This is a genomic window from Streptococcus suis, from assembly GCF_019856455.1.
In the GTDB taxonomy this organism is placed as follows: Bacteria; Bacillota; Bacilli; order Lactobacillales; family Streptococcaceae; genus Streptococcus; species Streptococcus suis_AE.
Genome location: NZ_CP082205.1, coordinates 1,391,476 through 1,408,828 on the forward strand (window position 1 = coordinate 1,391,476; position 17,353 = coordinate 1,408,828).

Genomic DNA, 17,353 nt, shown 5'->3' on the forward strand with positions numbered 1-17,353 from the left:
AGGAGTCTAAAGTGAAAAACGATAAAAAATCTGATATTCCACGCGCTACTGCCAAACGTCTATCCCTCTATTATCGCATTTTTAAACGTTTCTATGCAGGAAATATTGAAAAAGCTAGTTCAAAAGAAATTGCCGAAGCTATCGGAATCGATTCAGCTACCGTCCGCCGAGATTTTTCCTATTTTGGAGAGCTTGGTCGTCGTGGCTTTGGCTACAATGTCAAAGAGTTGATGGATTTCTTTGCGGATATTCTAAATGATACCTCCATCACCAATGTTATGCTTGTTGGAGTTGGGAATATGGGGCGGGCCTTACTACACTATCGCTTCCACGAACGAAATAAAATGAAAATAGTCATGGCTTTTGAAGCAGATGATAATCCAGCTGTTGGAACGACAGATGAAAATATCCCAATCCATGCAATCTCAGAAATCAAGGAACGTATCAGCGAAGCAAACTCTCAGACAGCCATTCTAACGGTACCCAGCGTCAAGGCACAAGAAGTGACCGATATTCTTGTTGAAGCTGGTGTTAAGGGAATTCTGAGCTTTTCACCAGTTAACTTGTCTGTCCCAAAAGATGTCGTTGTCCAGTATGTTGATTTGACTAGTGAATTACAGACACTACTCTACTTTATGCGAAAAGGATAAGCAATGAAAAAACCAGTTATTGGTATTTCTGGAAATGAATATAAAACAGGGGATCATACAGAACCCCTGCTTTCTTATACCCAGACTTGCCTCGTACAAGCTATTGAAGATGCTGGTGGGCTCCCACTCATCCTTCCTGTTACAGAGCCAGATTTGGCAAAATATTATATTCATCTTATTGACAAACTCATCCTAACAGGAGGACAAAATGTCCAGCCAAGTTACTATCACGAAGAAAGGACTATTGACAGCGATAATTATCTACCAAAGCGTGACGAGTTTGAATTGGCCCTCATAAGGGCTGCCCAAGAAAATCAGAAACCTATCTTCGGTATCTGCCGAGGTCTACAGCTCTACAATGTAGCTCAAGGTGGTAGCCTTCATCAATCAATTTCTGAACATTGGCAAGACATAGACGTCAGTCAAACGATTCAACTGACTCAAAATAGTCCACTTTACGACATATATGGGTCCGCTCCGAGTGTGAACTCATTTCACCGTCAGGCTATCAAAGACTTAGCGCCTGACTTAGAAATCATTGCACTATCAGATAATCAACAGATTATTGAAGCAGTTCATTCAGCCTACCCAACTAAATTTTTAGGGGTTCAATGGCATCCTGAACTACTCTACGGTAAACGTGAGATTGAAAAAGACCTCTTCCACTATATTGTCAATAAACTTTAAAATAACTCACTTTCTTCTCTAAAAGAATAGTAATCCTTATTTCCAACAATTAAATGATCTAATAATACCAGTCCTAGCTTTTCGCAGGACTCTTTTAAATTCTCCGTAAATAGCAAATCATTCCTACTAGGTTGTACTGAACCCGACGGGTGGTTGTGAACGATGATAATCGATGTTGCCATACATTTTACTGCGTAATGCAAAATTTCACGTGGTTCTGCAATACTACGATTAACACTCCCAATAAAAATCGTTTTTTGACTGATAATCTGGTTCTGTGTATTGAGATAAAGTGCAACTAGATGCTCCTGCTTCTTATGCCCGATTTCATGAATCATCTTACGTCCCAACTTCTCACTTCCCAAAATTCTCTCATTTAAGAGTAGCTCTGATTGATTGATACGTTTTCCAAGTTCAATCATAGCCTTAATTTCAATCGCCTTGACGCGCCCAATTCCAGTCAAACTTTGCAATTCTTCAATTGATAGTTCTCTTAGAGCCGCTAAACTCTCCAAACGATTCAATAATTTATTGGAGAGAATAGAAACAGGTTCTTTTTTTGTCCCAGTTCTAATAAAAATTGCTAGTAGTTCCTGATTACTGAGACGCTCAGCTCCAACTTCTACTAAACGTTCTCTAGGTAAAATGGCCTCTTCTTTAAATTCAATTTGATACATAATTTCCTCCTCACCTATCTATTCGTAAAATCTTGCAAAAAAAGAAGCCATATAAAACCAAAGATTATCTCCTCAGTCTTATACCACTTCTTTATACTTAATATATAGATGTTTTATTGTCCATAATCATACTGATTATAACTCTTATTGAAGGAATCTAAAATGTCTTTTGCAGTTTCATTATATGGAGTTGTTGATTCAAGAACTCCTTTTACAATGATACGTTGCGTCGCATTATAGTCCGTACATGTTACCAACGTAACTTCTGTACGTCCTTCTACATCATCAATGACATAGACACTTTCAGGCGAAACAATTTCCACACTATCAATAACGTAGGTGTAAACATTGGTCTTGTCAGTAATATAGATTTTCATGCCGTTTTTAGCACGATCAAGCGGTGAAAAGAGAACATCTGCCGCACCAGTTACACCAAAAATATGGTGGCTGGCCAACGCATAATTTCCTTTCCCCATCTCTTGGTTTTCCTTCATGGTACCAGCTCCATACATGAGCGAAGTATTGAAGACCCCTTTAAAAATAGGAAGGTTGATACCGAGCTCGGGAACCGCAATTCCACCAATTACAGGTAAGCGTTGTGCATCCCACTGAGCTGCTAAAATAGCCTCTGTAGAAATAGACTGAACCTGATCGAAATCAAATGTTGTTTCAGCCTGTTTATTCTTTTCGATATCCTCTGTCGTAACATTGCTAATCTGGTATTTATTCGTATTCCAGCCGATAATAAAATTACGGATAGAGGTGTTGAATATCAACGCTAGGGAAATCAGTATCAATACAACTGTTAAAAGATTGCGCCAAAAAGAACCTTTACGCTTCTTCTTGTTTTCACGTTTTGACATGACTATTTATTCCTTTTCTTCTTTAATTTCGGCAGCATCTACCAAGGCAAAGGTCATGATTTTCGCTTCATCATCCAAGCGCATCACTTTTACACCCATGGTTGAACGACCAGTTTGAGAGATATTGGCAACACTTGTACGAATAATCACACCAGTATCGGTAATAACCATAATATCTTCATCACCAGATACCGTTGTCAAACCTGCCAGAGAACCATTCTTATCAGCAACTTTAAGAGTCTTGATACCCTTACCACCACGACCTTTGGTTGGATACTCATTAGCTGGTGTACGTTTACCAAAACCTTTTTCCGTCAATACGAGTACTTCTTGGTCATCAGAAATCATAGTAGCGCCAACTAACTGGTCTCCCTCGCGTAAATTGATACCACGAACACCTGTTGCTGTACGGCCCATATTACGAACATCTGTTTCAGTGAAACGTACAGAATAACCGAACTTAGTCCCCATAATAATGTCTGCTTGGCCATTTGTTAAGAAAACATTGATGAGTTCATCGTCTTCTTTCAAATTCAAAGCTTTCAGACCGCTCTGGCGAATATTGGCAAATTCTGACACACTAGTCCGTTTTACAACACCTTGGCGGGTTGCAAAGAAGAGATAGCTATCTGCCTCCTGGTCCTTAGTTACATTGATAATGGTTTGAATTGCCTCGTTTTCTTCCAATTTAAGCAAATTGACCACTGGCAGTCCCTTGGCTGTCCGACCATATTCAGGAATTTCATAACCTTTCAAGCGATAGACACGACCTTTATTGGTGAAGAAGAGCAGGCGGTCATGGGTGCTGGTCGAAACCAATTCACGCACAAAGTCGTCGTCCTTGACACCTGTTCCCTGAACACCACGTCCACCACGCTTCTGAGCCTGAAACTCGTCTTGAGCCAAGCGTTTAATATAACCTTGGTTAGACAAGGTTATGAGAACATCAGCCTCTTCAATCAAGTCTTCATCTTCTAGCGACAAGACCTCACCCACCATAAGCTCTGTACGGCGTGGATCGTCATACTTCCGCTTGACTTCTTCTAATTCTTCTCTGATAATCTGAACGACACGTTCTGGCTTGGCCAAAATATCTGCCAAGTCTGCAATCAAGGCTACCAAATCATCATACTCAGACTGAATCTTATCGCGTTCCAAGCCTGTCAAACGACGAAGACGCATATCAAGAATGGCCTGACTCTGACGTTCAGAAAGGTCAAATTTCTCCATCAATTCAGCTTGAGCAATAGCATCCGTTTCTGAATTACGGATAATACGAATGACTTCATCAATATGGTCAAGAGCAATCAGCAAGCCTTCTAAGATATGAGCACGCGCCTCAGCCTTTTCTTTATCAAATCGTGTACGACGAGTGACTACTTCTTTTTGGTGTTCAATATAAGACTCTAGAATCTGACGTACAGAAAGGATTTTCGGTACACCATTTTGGATGGCCAACATGTTGAAACTAAAGTTGGTTTGAAGCTGTGTTTGCTTGAATAGGTTATTCAAAATAACGTTAGCAGAAGCATCACGACGAACTTCGATAACAAATCGTACACCCTCACGGTTGGATTCGTCTCGAACAGCAGTGATTCCTTCAATACGTTTTTCTTGGACTAATTTAACAATATGTTCTTGAACCTTGGACTTATTGACCATATATGGAAACTCTGTAACAACAATGCGTTCACGACCATTTCCATACTCTTCAATCTCTGTACGAGAACGGAGGACTATTGAACCTTTACCAGTTTCATAAGCACGGTGAATTCCAGATTTCCCCATAACCAAGGCACCTGTCGGAAAATCTGGTCCAGGCAAGACTTCCATAATCTCACGTGTTGTTACCTCGGGATTGTCCATAACCAGCTTAACTGCCTCGATAGTCTCACCCAAGTTGTGTGGAGGAATGTTGGTAGCCATACCAACGGCGATACCGGTCGTTCCGTTAACCAGAAGGTTAGGGAAACGAGCAGGTAAAACCTCTGGCTCACGTTCACTCGCGTCATAGTTATCCGCAAAATTTACCGTGTTCTTGTTAATATCACGAAGCATTTCAAGCGCAATCTTGCTCATGCGTGCTTCTGTATAACGCTGAGCGGCTGCTCCGTCGCCATCCATGGAACCAAAGTTTCCGTGACCATCAACTAACATGTGACGATAAGACCACCACTGAGCCATACGTACCATGGCTTCATATATGGCACTATCCCCGTGCGGATGGTATTTACCCATAACATCCCCTGTGATACGGGCTGATTTTTTATGTGGTTTATCCGGTGTAATTCCTAATTCATTCATCCCATACAAAATACGGCGATGAACCGGCTTGAGACCATCACGTACATCAGGCAGAGCACGTGAAACGATAACACTCATCGCATAGTCGATGAAGGATGATTTCATCTCATTGGTCAGATTAACCGTTACTAAGTTTTTATCTTGCATTATATGCCTCTTTCAACAGTCATTGTGCTTCTATTATACCATATTGGCGAATAAATTTCTTTGTTGGAAACTAGCATGTAAACATTTTCAAAGGCGCTTTCACAAGTGACAAAAAGCTTAAAACATGCTAGAATGTATTATGGTTGGGATGAAGTCATCCCCAAATAAAACTAAGGAGATGTTTAGCAATGACTGCAACTAAACAACACAAAAAAGTAATCCTTGTCGGTGACGGTGCCGTAGGTTCTGCTTATGCTTATGCTCTTGTTAACCAAGGGATTGGTCAAGAATTGGGTATCATCGATATCAACAAAGACCGTACTCAAGGTGATGCAGAAGACTTGAGCCACGCATTGGCCTTCACATTCCCTAAAAAAATCTACTCTGCTGAGTATTCAGATGCTCATGACGCAGACTTGGTTGTATTGACAGCTGGTTTGCCACAAAAACCAGGTGAAACTCGCCTTGAATTGGTAGAGAAAAACCTTCGTATCAACCAACAAATCGTTACAGAAATCGTTAACTCTGGTTTCAACGGTATCTTCCTTGTTGCTGCTAACCCTGTTGACGTGTTGACTTACTCAACTTGGAAATTCTCTGGTTTCCCTAAAGAGCGTGTTATCGGTTCTGGTACTTCTCTTGACTCAGCTCGTTTCCGTCAAGCATTGGCTGAGAAAATCGGTATCGACGCACGTTCAGTTCACGCTTACATCATGGGTGAGCACGGTGACTCAGAATTTGCAGTTTGGTCACATGCCAACGTTGCCGGTGTGAAATTGTACGACTGGTTGCAAGATAACCGCGATATTGATGAGCAAGGTCTTGTTGACTTGTTTGTATCTGTTCGTGATGCAGCCTACTCAATCATTAACAAAAAAGGCGCAACTTACTACGGTATCGGTGTTGCACTTGCACGTATCACTAAAGCAATCTTTGATGATGAAAATGCAGTACTTCCTTTGTCAGTTTACCAAGCTGGTCAATACGAAGGTGTTGAAGATGTCTTCATCGGTCAACCTGCTATCATCGGTGCCCACGGTATCGTTCGTCCAGTCAATATCCCATTGAATGATGCTGAATTGCAAAAAATGCAAGCATCTGCTAAACAATTGAAAGACATCATCGATGATGCTTTCGCAAACCCAGAAATTGCAGCTGGTATTAAAAACTAATTATATAAAATAGTAAAAAAGGTGAGCAATAGCTCGCCTTTTTTACCTTCTAATATCATAACGTAACATAGCAATTCCATCTGTGACAGTTGACTCTATAACTCCTCTTCCTTTGAATAGGACAATTATTCATTTCCTGTACAGCAAAGAACATGATAAAAAGGTCCGCTGGCCCTTATTCGCTTTCGTATTTTCAAGCTCATGATAAAAAGGTCCACTGGACCTTTTTATTTAGATTTGATATAGTTGATACCGTCTGCTTTAGGAGCGACTGCTTTACCAAAGAAAGCAGACAGAGCAATAACAGTAATCAAATATGGTGCAATTTGAAGATAAACCGTTGGAATATCTTTCAATCCTGGTAATTGTCCACCCACTACTGCCAAACTTTGCGAAAGACCGAAGAATAGACTAGCAAGCATAGCGCCAATTGGATTCCACTTACCGAAAATTACAGCTGCTAGAGCGATGAAACCTGAACCTACGATTGTTGTTGCAGAGAAGTTGATATTCACTGATTGAGCACTTACAGCTCCACCAACACCACCAAGGAAACCAGCAATCAACACACCTGCATAACGCATAGCGTAGACATTGATTCCCAAAGTATCCGCTGCTTGCGGATGTTCACCTACTGAACGAAGGCGCAAACCGAACTTAGTTTTATAAAGGATGAACCAAGCAAGAAATGCTGTTGCAATAGCTACATAACCCATCAAGCTTGTATTTTTGAAGAAAATTTCACCAATGATTGGAATATCTGCCAAGATAGGGAATGAAAATTTACCAAATGATTCAGTAATACTATCAGTTTGACCCTTATTATAGATAACCTTGACTAAGAGAACTCCCAATGCTGGAGCCAAAAGGTTCAACACCGTACCTGATACAACATGGTCTGCACGGAAATTAATCGTCGCCATCGCATGAATAGCGGCAAAGACAACACCAGCAAGACCTCCTACAATAACAGCTAATAATGGAGTAGCATTACCAAATATCCCTGCAAATTCGATATTGAAAACAACACCAGCAAAGGCACCGATAACCATGATTCCTTCTAGACCAACGTTTACAATACCACCGCGTTCAGAGAAAACTCCTCCAAGACTGGTAAAGATTAAGGGTGCTGAATAAATCAACATTTGCGAAATGAGTAAGGCAAGAATTGAAACATTCATCTTATTTCGCTCCTTTCGCTTTATTTCTAGATTTTAATAATTGTTCAAAAATAAATTTCACACCGATAAAGAAAATGATTGATGCCGTAACAACGTTGATCAATTCAGGTGGAATCTGTGCACGTACCATACCTGGGGCACCGACAGAAAGAACACCGAATAGAAAGGCAGCCAATGGAATACCTAACGGTGAATTAGAAGCTAAAAGCGCTACTGACATACCATTGAAACCAATATCCAAGTTACCGCTTTGGATATAAACGTTTTGGAAAGTACCCAAACCTTGGATAGCTCCCCCAAGACCCGCAAGAGCACCTGAAATAACCATAGATAGAATAATCGTACGTTTCGCAGACATACCCGCATAATCCGATGCTGTTGGGTTAAGCCCCACTGAGCGAATCTCAAAACCAAGAGTCGTTTTGGTCAATAGGAACCAAATCACAAAAACTGCAATAATGGCAAAGAAAATACCAATATTCATACGTGAGTTATCTGTCAATGCACGGAGCCACTCTGTTTGGTAAGAGGCATTTGCTGACACGTTAACTGTCGAGTCTGTATTCTTCATCAAACTATCTGCAAATACATCACGAATGATATAGTTACATGAATAGAGTAAGATGTAGTTCATCATAATCGTAACGATAACTTCACTTGTTCCCAAATAGGCACGTAGAATACCTGGAATAGCTCCAGCAATACCGCCTGCCAACATAGCAATCAAGACTGTTCCCAAAATCAAAACGGGACGTGGTAAGTCAGGATTTGCCAAGGCAAACCATCCAGCAAAAACCCAACCAACATAAGCCTGACCAGACAAACCAACGTTGAAGAAACCTGCACGACTAGCTACTGCGAAACCGAGAGCAGTGAAAACAAGTGGTGCCATTGCACGGAAAATTTCACCAATTGATTTGATATTACCAAAAGCTGAATAGAATAACTCTTCATACCCCCAAATTGGATCGTAGCCAAAAACAAGCATGACAATCGCTCCAAGTAGGATACCGCTGACCACAGCCATTAATGGAAGGGCCAAATTCTTATATTTATTAAGCATGTTCTTCTCCCTTCTCAATATGTCCACCTGCCATCAAGACACCTAACTCTTGTTTATTGGTCTTAGCAGGTTCAACAATACCATGGATGACACCATCATGGATAACAGCAATTCTATCTGATACATCCAAAATTTCATCCAATTCGAAGCTGACAACAAGAACAGCCTTACCCTTATCACGTTCTGCAATGAGACGTTTACGAATATACTCAATAGCACCAACGTCCAAACCGCGTGTTGGTTGGCTAACAATGAAAAGGTCTGGGTTGCGATCGATTTCACGCGCGATAATAGCCTTTTGCTGGTTACCGCCTGAAAGAGCCTTGATTGGGACGAGTTCACTCGCCCCACGAACGTCAAATTCTTCCATTAACGCGCGTGCTTTTTCATTAATGATATTATAGTTCAAGATACCATTTTTTGAAATCGGTTCTTTATAGTAAGTTTGAAGCGCAAAGTTCTCAGCAACAGTCATCGGAAGAACGAGTCCATCGCGATGACGATCTTCGGGAACGTGGCTCACTTGCATTTCTGTAATTTTACGTGGAGTTTTACCAACTACTTCCTCACCTTTGATAGTGATTGAGCCAGATTTTACCTTACGTAAACCAGTGATTGCCTGAATCAACTCACTTTGACCGTTTCCGTCGATACCGGCAATACCAACAACCTCACCTGCTCGAACATCAAGCGACAAGCCCTTAACTGCTGGAATACCACGGTTTTCATTGACAACCAAATCCTTAATTGACAAAATGACTTCTTTAGGACTCGCTTCAACTTTCTCTGTTTTAAAGGAAACGGAACGTCCAACCATCCACTCAGCCAAATCTTGGTTTGTTGCTCCCTCAACGGCAACTGTTTCGATCGATTTACCTCGACGAATAACTGTTACACTATCGGCAACTGCACGAATTTCATCCAATTTGTGCGTAATCAAAATAATAGATTTACCTTCTTCAACCAAGGCTTTCATAATTTTCAAGAGCTCTGCAATTTCCGCAGGGGTCAATACAGCTGTCGGCTCATCAAAAATTAAAAGGTCTGCTCCACGGTAAAGTGTTTTAAGGATTTCTACACGTTGCTGTGCACCCACAGAAATATCTGCAACCTTTGCAGTTGGATCAACTTCAAGACCATATTTAGCAGAAAGTTCTTTAATTTCTGCGATAGCTTTTTTAAGGTCAATCACGCCACCTTTGGTGGTTTCAGAACCAAGAATGATGTTCTCAGCAACTGTGAAAGCATCAACCAACATAAAATGTTGGTGCACCATACCAATACCCAATTGGGCTGCTTTGGATGGAGAGTCAATCTTCACGGATTGACCGTTGATAACAATTTCACCGCTTGTAGGTTCCAACAAGCCAGCAAGCATGTTCATCAGAGTAGATTTACCCGCACCATTCTCACCAAGAAGGGCATGGATTTCACCACGTCTGACATTCAAATTGATGTGGTCATTTGCTACAAATTCACCAAATATCTTAGTGATATTGCGCATTTCAATGACATAATCCTTAGTCATAATCTATTATCCTTTCTGACTATAGCCTTCTGAAAATTCTTCATCAACTATACCATTTTTGTCAGTAAAACCTACCATAGCTGATAGGCTTTACTGAGAAAAATCTCAGCCCGAAAACGGCGACCCCGTCGGGTCGCCGAATCGGAATTGTCGAAAAGAAATTCATTAAGGTTTTTCAGGAACTTCTACTTTACCATCCAAGATAGCTTGCTTAGCATCTGCAACTGCTTTAGAAGCATCTTCTGAAAGGTTAGTTTCTGCCAATTCAACACCTTTATCTTTCAATGAGAATTGAAGTACTTGACCACCAGGGAATTCACCTGCAACAGCTTTAGTTGCAATATCTTTAACTGAAGTACCAACTTGTTTCAATGTTGAAGCCAATACAAAGTTAGAAGACTTACCATCTTTAGAAGTGTATTCACCTTCTGCTGATTGGTCACGGTCAACACCGATTACCCAAACTTTATCTGCTTCATTACGAGTTTCATTTTCTGCTTTAGCAGCAGCAAATACACCGTTACCAGTACCACCAGAAGCGTGGAAGATCACGTCTGCACCTGCAGCATATTGAGCAGCTGCAAGAGTTTGACCTTTAGCAGCATCACCAAATGAACCTGCATAGTCAATTGTAATCTTGATGTCTTTGTTTACAGACTTAGCACCCGCAACGAAACCAGCTTCAAAGCGATCGATGATAACACCTTCCATACCACCGATGAAACCTACGTGGTTTGTCTTAGTTGACTTAGCTGCAGCAACACCAGCAAGATATGATGCTTCATGGTCTGCGAAACCTACGCTGACTACGTTGTCTTGATCTGGAACAACACTATCCACGATTATATAGTGTGTGTCAGGATTATTTGGCGCAACCTCAGCAATCGCACTCTCCAAGGCAAAACCAATACCGAACACAAGATTGTAACCACCAGCAACAGCTGAATCAAGGTTTGTGATATAATCTGATTCACTAGCTGATTGGAAGTAATCGTAGCCATTACCTTTAGAAAGACCAGCTGCATTACCCCATTCTTGAAGACCTTCCCATGCAGATTGGTTGAATGAACGGTCATCAACACCACCAATGTCAGTAACGATAGCAGCTTTCACAGATGTGTCCGCTGATGAAGATGCTTCTGAGCTACTGCTTTTTGAAGCACGGTTACCACATGCAGCCAAAGATACAGCCGCAACAGCTGCTAGACCAAGTCCAACAAGTTTCTTGTTCATTTCTGAACCCTCCTAAAAATCTTTTTGCAACTACATTGTTGCAGAGTAATATTGCTACAGTCAAATGACTGTCATACAGACTAAGTTAAGTCTGTAAAGGAATATGGAAGTAATTCCCCGACTGTCATCTCGACTGTCGATTTATCTTTAGCGACCAAGGTCACTTTTAAATCCTTATCAAAAAATTCTGCCATAACTTGGCGACAAGCTCCACAAGGAGATATTGGCTTTTCTGTTTCGCCATAAATAATGATTTCAGAAAAATCTTTCACACCTTCAGAAATGGCCTTGAAAATAGCTGTCCTTTCAGCGCAATTGGTCAAACCAAAGCTTGCATTTTCAATGTTTACACCCGTAAATATTTCCCCTGTCTTAGCTACAAGAACTGCACTAACTGGAAACTTTGAGTACGGTACGTATGCTTTTTGACTGTTTTTTACAGCTAATTCAATTAAATCAATAGTCTCCATCCGCCTGTGCTCCATTCATGATTGCCACGCCTGATGACGCACCAATACGAGACGCTCCTGCTTCGATAAAGGCAATGGCATCTTCATACGAACGTGCACCACCTGAAGCCTTCACTCCCATGTCAGGTCCTACTGTTCTTCTCATTAAGGCAACATCCGCTACTGTGGCACCGCCTGTAGAAAATCCTGTAGATGTTTTAACATAGTCCGCACCAGCTTCTTGAGATAATTGACAAGCTTTCACTTTCTCATCATCAGTAAGGAGGCATGCTTCGATGATAACTTTGACTAGTTTATCACCACTTGCTGCTACAACAGCTTTAATATCCTCCAAAACCAAATCGTAATTTCCAGTTTTCAGAGCACCGATATTGATAACCATGTCAATCTCATCTGCTCCTTTTGAAATTGCATCTTTTGTTTCGAAAGCTTTTACAGCAGGTGTGTTTGCTCCGAGAGGGAAACCAATAACCGTACAAACTTTTACATCACTATCTTTCAAGCTTTCAGCTGCTAAAGCAACCCAAGTTGGGTTAACACAGACACTTGCAAAATCATATTCTTTTGCTTCTGCCAAAATCTTTTCAACCTGCTCTTGTGTTGTCTCAGGTTTCAAGATTGTATGGTCAATATATTTATTCAATTTCATAGTTTTCTCCGTATATTAAGAAATAATCTCTATGATTTCTTTCGTTTTTACACTTTCTTTATCTATTTTAACATTTTTTTGGAAATTTGTAAGCATGTTTTCCGAAATATTTTCATTGGCATAAATCGTTGCGATTTGTTCACCCTTAGAAACAGCTTCCCCTACTTTCTTATGGAAGACAATACCTGTTTCATAATCTAAATCGTCTGTCTTGACTGCGCGACCTGCACCAAGTTTCATTGCAAAGAGACCGAATTCCAACGCAGGAAGCCCTACAAGGTATCCATCCTCCTCCGCAAGAACTGGAACTTGCTGTATAACCTGAACTGAACGATATAAATCTTCTAAGTCACCACCTTGAGCAAGGACCATTTCTTCAAATTTCTTCAAAGCTGCACCATTGTCAATATGTTGGCGTACTTCTTCAATGCTTTTCTCAACATTTGCAAGCCCCAACATAATTTGGGCTAGTTCACAGATAAATTCGGTAACATCTTCTCGACCTTTACCCTGTAAAATTTCAATAGCCTCTAAAATTTCCAAACGATTTCCAATCGAAGTTCCAACTGGTTGAGACATGTCAGTCAAAACTGCAACTGTCTTGCGCCCAACCGCCTTCCCAAGATCCACCATGGTTTGAGCTAGAACCCGTGCTTCTTCAACGGTCTTCATGAAGGCACCTTCTCCCACTGTTACATCTAGAAGAATCGCATCCGCACCTGCGGCAATTTTCTTAGACATTACCGAGCTGGCAATCAGTGGAATAATATCAACGGTTGCTGTCACATCTCTAAGGGCATAGAGCAATTTATCAGCTTTAACAAGATTGTCTGACTGTCCGATAACTGCAACACCAGTATCTTGAACTTGCTCGATGAAATCTTCTTGACTAACTTCAATCTGGTATCCTTTGATTGACTCTAACTTATCCAAGGTTCCGCCAGTATGACCAAGTCCACGACCGCTCATCTTTGCAACTGGAATATCAAAACTTGCTACCAATGGTGCTAAGATGAGTGTGACCTTATCTCCGACACCACCTGTAGAATGCTTATCTACCTTGATGCCTGGAATTGCAGACAAATCAATCTGTTCACCCGTTGCAACCATAGACATTGTCAAATCAGAAATCTCACGTGTTGACATCCCTTTGAAATAAATCGCCATCGCCAAGGCTGACATTTGATAATCCGGTACTGTCCCAGCTACATATCCATCAATCAACCATTTGATTTCTTCAGACGATAGTTCTAAGCCATCACGCTTTTTTTGAATTAAATCCACTGCTCTCATTCTCTCACACTTTCAAGGATGTAGTAACCCTTGTCTTTCTTTATTATCTGGCAGTTGCCGAACACTTCTTCCATCTTAGCCTTGGCACTCGGTGCACCTTGTTTCTTTTGAATGACAATGGTCAAGGTTCCGTTTGCCTCTAAGCGTTGAAAAGCGCCAGCAATTACTTCATGTACAACCGATTTTCCGGCCCGAATAGGTGGATTTGAAACAATATGATTGAATGTTTCGTCCACGTTTTCGTAGATATTGGATTGATAAATTTTAGCGGTAACACCATTCCTCTCAGCATTTTTTGTAGCTAAATCCAAAGCTCTGCTATTAATATCAATCAGTGTTGTCTTGGTGCTGAACACCTTAGCAAGTGTCAAACCAATTGGTCCATAACCACAACCAACATCCAACACCGATGCCCCTTTTTCAAAATGAAGGGTTTTTAAAAGCACTTGACTACCATAATCAACCATCTTCTTGCTAAAAACACCTGCATCTGTCATGAAAGACATTGGGGTGTCTAGTAAGTTTACGTGGATTTCATGAATATCATGTGCTACTGTAGGATTTTTTTCGTAATACATATTGGACATGTACTTATTATAACATTTCCTAAAAACGTTTTCAAGAGTTTTTCTTACATGAAAAATATGATAAAATGAAATCGATATTGAAACGCTTACCTATAGGAAGAATTATGTATGAAAAACGAATTTTTAAATTTTGAACAAATTGACCGAGCCACTTGGCAACAACTACACCGTAAGACTACCATTCCACTTAGTCAAAGTGAACTAAATTCTATTAAAAGTTTTAACGACCGCATTCAATTACATGAGGTTTCTGACATCTATCTTCCTTTGGTTAATCTTATCCATATCTATCGGAAAGCACGCAAAGACCTAAATTTTACGAAGAGTTTATTTCTACAAAAGACTATCAAGCCACAACCATTTATCATTGGCGTTTCCGGAAGTGTTGCTGTCGGCAAATCAACAACTAGTAGATTGCTGCAAATTCTTATTGCTCGGACATTTAAACACGCCAAGGTTGAATTAGTGACAACAGATGGTTTTCTCCATCCAAATGCGGTCTTAGAAGAACGGCAACTGTTAAATAAAAAAGGTTTTCCTGAATCCTATGACATGGAGAAATTGATTGATTTCCTTGATAAGATAAAAAACGGCTACGACTGCCAAATTCCTGTCTATTCACATGAAATCTATGATATTGTCCCAAACAAAACTCAGGAAATTAAGTCTCCAGATTTCTTGATTGTTGAAGGAATCAATGTATTTCAAAATCCACAAAACCAGCGCCTCTATGTCAGTGACTATTTTGACCTATCTATATACGTTGACGCTGATGTGGAGCATATTGAAACCTGGTACTTGGAGCGATTCCAAAAATTATTGACATTGGCAAAAAATGACCCTAACAACTATTACCATCGTTTTACCCAGATGACGTACCCTGAGATTCTATCTATTGCCCAGAATACTTGGAAAAATATTAATCTAGCTAACTTAGAAAAATTCATTGAACCAACCAGAAACCGTGCTGATATTATTCTTCATAAGGCCGAAAACCATGAGATTGATAAAATTTATCTAAAAAAATAAATTTCACTTGTCAAAAACACTCTTTTCAGATATAATGGTATAGTTAGTACAAGAAAGGGTGGAGGTGAAACCATTGGCAAACATTAAGTCAGCTATCAAACGCGCTGAATTGAACGTTAAACAAAACGAGAAAAACTCAGCACAAAAATCAGCTATGCGTACTGCAATCAAAGCATTTGAAGCTAACCCATCTGAAGAGCTTTTCCGTGCTGCTAGTTCAGCAATCGATAAAGCAGAAACTAAAGGTTTGATTCACAAAAACAAAGCAAGCCGCGATAAAGCACGTCTTGCATCAAAACTTGCTTAATTAAAAAAGAAACCTTTGGGTTTCCTTTTTTTATTTTTCCCCTCGATGAATAACATCATTAACTCGTCAACCACAAAGCCCTCACTAAGATTATAAACCTAGTGAGGGCTTTATGGTTGTTTTCATTATTCTGTGGGTGAGGGCGGAGCCATCATGGATGTCTTCCCCGCTCCCTATTTTTTATTATTAGGGAAGAACACGCTCCTTGAGATTCAAACTAATTCGTTAGAACCAATCTGCCAGTTCAAATGTATAGGTTTGGTCATTATAATAGTACTGATACTCTCCTACATCGCCCAAGGCCTGAAAAATAGCATTATTTTCAGTAGAGGCCAATGTAATCATTTGTTGCATTGCTTCTGCTGTTCCGAATTGCAAGACTACTTTATCCGTACCTTGTAGTCGCTGGTCAGTGATGGACTGTAAAACTGCAGCTTCATCAAAGCTTGTGAAATAGACTCCCTTTTGCACATAGTAATTCAATGAATTATCTGTACACTTTGGATAGGTCAATGCTCTAGGTTCGTAATATTGTTCTTCTCCCCAATAGTCGAGTAGATCGGTATCAGCAATTCTACTTCTCTCTAATATTTCATCAGGGACACATAGATAATCGTATGAAATATCTGTATGCGCTTCTCCACTTATAGCTTGATCAAAAACTGGATCTCCCCAAGTCGTATCAACACCATAGTATTGTCCATTTATCTTGACTAGATTCCAAGCATGCCCAAACTCACCGTTTTGCCCATTTTTTGCAATCCCTGTGACATAGATACAATCAATGCCTGCTTTTTTACATAGGTATTGGAAAGTGCGACTATAGCCAGCACAAACGGATTTCTTATCTAATAGCACACTGGTAATTCCTTGGCTTCTCCACGTGACAGAGTTGGTTTGTAGGGCTTCAAGGTCATATTCCGTTTGCTTTATAATCACCTCGTAAAAATATTTAACCTTCTCATAGTCCGACCCTGTTGGTGCCTGAGTAAGTATCTTATTCACTTCCTCTTCTATTTTATTTCGTGTCGGAGATAAATCAGTCGGATACGCTGGCTCTTCTAAATCCAATATATCAACTCCGCCACTCATTGCCGCTTCATCTGTTAGCCAGTAAAATTCTGGATAATCATGAGCGACAGAAAAATAGACGCGCGAATATATTTCATCATTAACAGAATCAATATCGATCACTTGCATCCGCTTGCTGAGCCCATTAACAAATTGGAGATAGACACGACGTTCCTTATCAGTATCCAATTGTTGGTAGTAGAAATTTCCTTGAACCTCTTCTTTTAATGCTGTTAATTCTGCTTCTAGTTGCTTTTTTTCTTTAGAAAACTCAATTTTAGCTGCTTCCAAACGTTCACTCAGCTCTTGTCCTCCTCCTGAACAAGCAGAAAGGACTGTCGCCGATAATAATATGGTTAAAACGCCACGAGAAACTTTCCTCATATTTACCTCCATTCTTGTTTAAGTATAACATAATTAGGAGACTACTGACGAACTACAC

General features: G+C 40.3%; 17 protein-coding genes. 5 read left to right on the forward strand and 12 right to left on the reverse strand.

The window, feature by feature from the left end:
• Positions 1–11: 11 nt before the first annotated feature.
• Positions 12–650 (forward strand): redox-sensing transcriptional repressor Rex, encoded by a 639-nt coding sequence (locus tag K6969_RS06740; protein ID WP_002935251.1) that lies wholly within the window; start codon positions 12–14, stop codon positions 648–650.
• Positions 651–653: 3 nt separating this feature from the next.
• A complete protein-coding gene (locus tag K6969_RS06745; protein WP_171942494.1) occupies positions 654–1,337 on the forward strand; it encodes a gamma-glutamyl-gamma-aminobutyrate hydrolase family protein in 684 nt (227 codons plus the stop codon).
• Here the strand turns inward: K6969_RS06745 and radC are convergent.
• From radC to gyrA, 3 genes are all read right to left on the reverse strand, one after another.
• Positions 1,334–2,014 carry a RadC family protein gene (gene radC / locus K6969_RS06750; RefSeq protein ID WP_002935253.1) on the reverse strand — a complete coding sequence of 227 codons (681 nt, stop codon included), beginning with the start codon at positions 2,012–2,014 and terminating at the stop codon, positions 1,334–1,336. The genes K6969_RS06745 and radC overlap by 4 nt on opposite strands.
• Before the next feature lie 113 nt (positions 2,015–2,127).
• A complete protein-coding gene (locus K6969_RS06755; RefSeq protein WP_002940809.1) occupies positions 2,128–2,877 on the reverse strand; it encodes a class A sortase in 750 nt (249 codons plus the stop codon).
• A gap of 6 nt (positions 2,878–2,883) precedes the next feature.
• A complete protein-coding gene (gene gyrA, locus K6969_RS06760; protein ID WP_171942493.1) occupies positions 2,884–5,328 on the reverse strand; it encodes a DNA gyrase subunit A in 2,445 nt (814 codons plus the stop codon).
• Positions 5,329–5,516: 188 nt separating this feature from the next.
• Here gyrA and K6969_RS06765 point away from each other — a divergent pair, with 188 nt between their 5' ends.
• Positions 5,517–6,500, forward strand: coding sequence for an L-lactate dehydrogenase (locus K6969_RS06765; RefSeq protein WP_171942492.1), 984 nt, complete (start codon positions 5,517–5,519; stop codon positions 6,498–6,500).
• A 227-nt stretch (positions 6,501–6,727) separates the two neighbouring features.
• On the opposite strand, the gene K6969_RS06770 is transcribed toward K6969_RS06765, so the two are convergent.
• From K6969_RS06770 to K6969_RS06805, 8 genes are all read right to left on the reverse strand, one after another.
• Complete coding sequence (locus tag K6969_RS06770; protein WP_171942491.1) at positions 6,728–7,681, reverse strand: ABC transporter permease; 954 nt, start codon at positions 7,679–7,681, stop codon at positions 6,728–6,730.
• Position 7,682: 1 nt separating this feature from the next.
• On the reverse strand, positions 7,683–8,744 hold the full coding sequence (locus K6969_RS06775; protein WP_024379615.1) for an ABC transporter permease: 1,062 nt from the start codon (positions 8,742–8,744) through the stop codon (positions 7,683–7,685).
• A complete protein-coding gene (locus K6969_RS06780; protein WP_002935272.1) occupies positions 8,737–10,272 on the reverse strand; it encodes an ABC transporter ATP-binding protein in 1,536 nt (511 codons plus the stop codon). The genes K6969_RS06775 and K6969_RS06780 overlap by 8 nt, the downstream gene beginning before the upstream one ends.
• Positions 10,273–10,437: 165 nt before the next feature.
• Complete coding sequence (locus K6969_RS06785) at positions 10,438–11,505, reverse strand: BMP family lipoprotein (RefSeq protein ID WP_171942490.1); 1,068 nt, start codon at positions 11,503–11,505, stop codon at positions 10,438–10,440.
• An 80-nt stretch (positions 11,506–11,585) separates the two neighbouring features.
• The gene (locus K6969_RS06790) at positions 11,586–11,975 is read right to left on the reverse strand and encodes a cytidine deaminase (protein WP_002940839.1); all 390 of its coding nucleotides are present in this window, start codon (positions 11,973–11,975) and stop codon (positions 11,586–11,588) included.
• Positions 11,962–12,624 carry a deoxyribose-phosphate aldolase gene (gene deoC, locus K6969_RS06795; protein ID WP_105150448.1) on the reverse strand — a complete coding sequence of 221 codons (663 nt, stop codon included), beginning with the start codon at positions 12,622–12,624 and terminating at the stop codon, positions 11,962–11,964. The genes K6969_RS06790 and deoC overlap by 14 nt, the downstream gene beginning before the upstream one ends.
• A 15-nt stretch (positions 12,625–12,639) precedes the next feature.
• Positions 12,640–13,917, reverse strand: coding sequence for a pyrimidine-nucleoside phosphorylase (locus tag K6969_RS06800; RefSeq protein WP_171942489.1), 1,278 nt, complete (start codon positions 13,915–13,917; stop codon positions 12,640–12,642).
• On the reverse strand, positions 13,914–14,504 hold the full coding sequence (locus tag K6969_RS06805; protein ID WP_024376492.1) for a class I SAM-dependent methyltransferase: 591 nt from the start codon (positions 14,502–14,504) through the stop codon (positions 13,914–13,916). Before K6969_RS06805 ends, K6969_RS06800 begins: the two co-directional genes overlap by 4 nt.
• Positions 14,505–14,612: 108 nt before the next feature.
• Between K6969_RS06805 and coaA the strand changes: the two genes are divergently transcribed.
• Both coaA and rpsT read left to right on the forward strand, forming a co-directional pair.
• On the forward strand, positions 14,613–15,533 hold the full coding sequence (gene coaA / locus K6969_RS06810) for a type I pantothenate kinase (protein ID WP_002935283.1): 921 nt from the start codon (positions 14,613–14,615) through the stop codon (positions 15,531–15,533).
• Between the two features lie 58 nt (positions 15,534–15,591).
• A complete protein-coding gene (rpsT, locus tag K6969_RS06815; RefSeq protein WP_012027069.1) occupies positions 15,592–15,840 on the forward strand; it encodes a 30S ribosomal protein S20 in 249 nt (82 codons plus the stop codon).
• 225 nt (positions 15,841–16,065) lie between these two features.
• On the opposite strand, the gene K6969_RS06820 is transcribed toward rpsT, so the two are convergent.
• Positions 16,066–17,295 (reverse strand): transglutaminase domain-containing protein, encoded by a 1,230-nt coding sequence (locus tag K6969_RS06820; RefSeq protein WP_171942488.1) that lies wholly within the window; start codon positions 17,293–17,295, stop codon positions 16,066–16,068.
• Between the last annotated feature and the right edge of the window lie 58 nt (positions 17,296–17,353).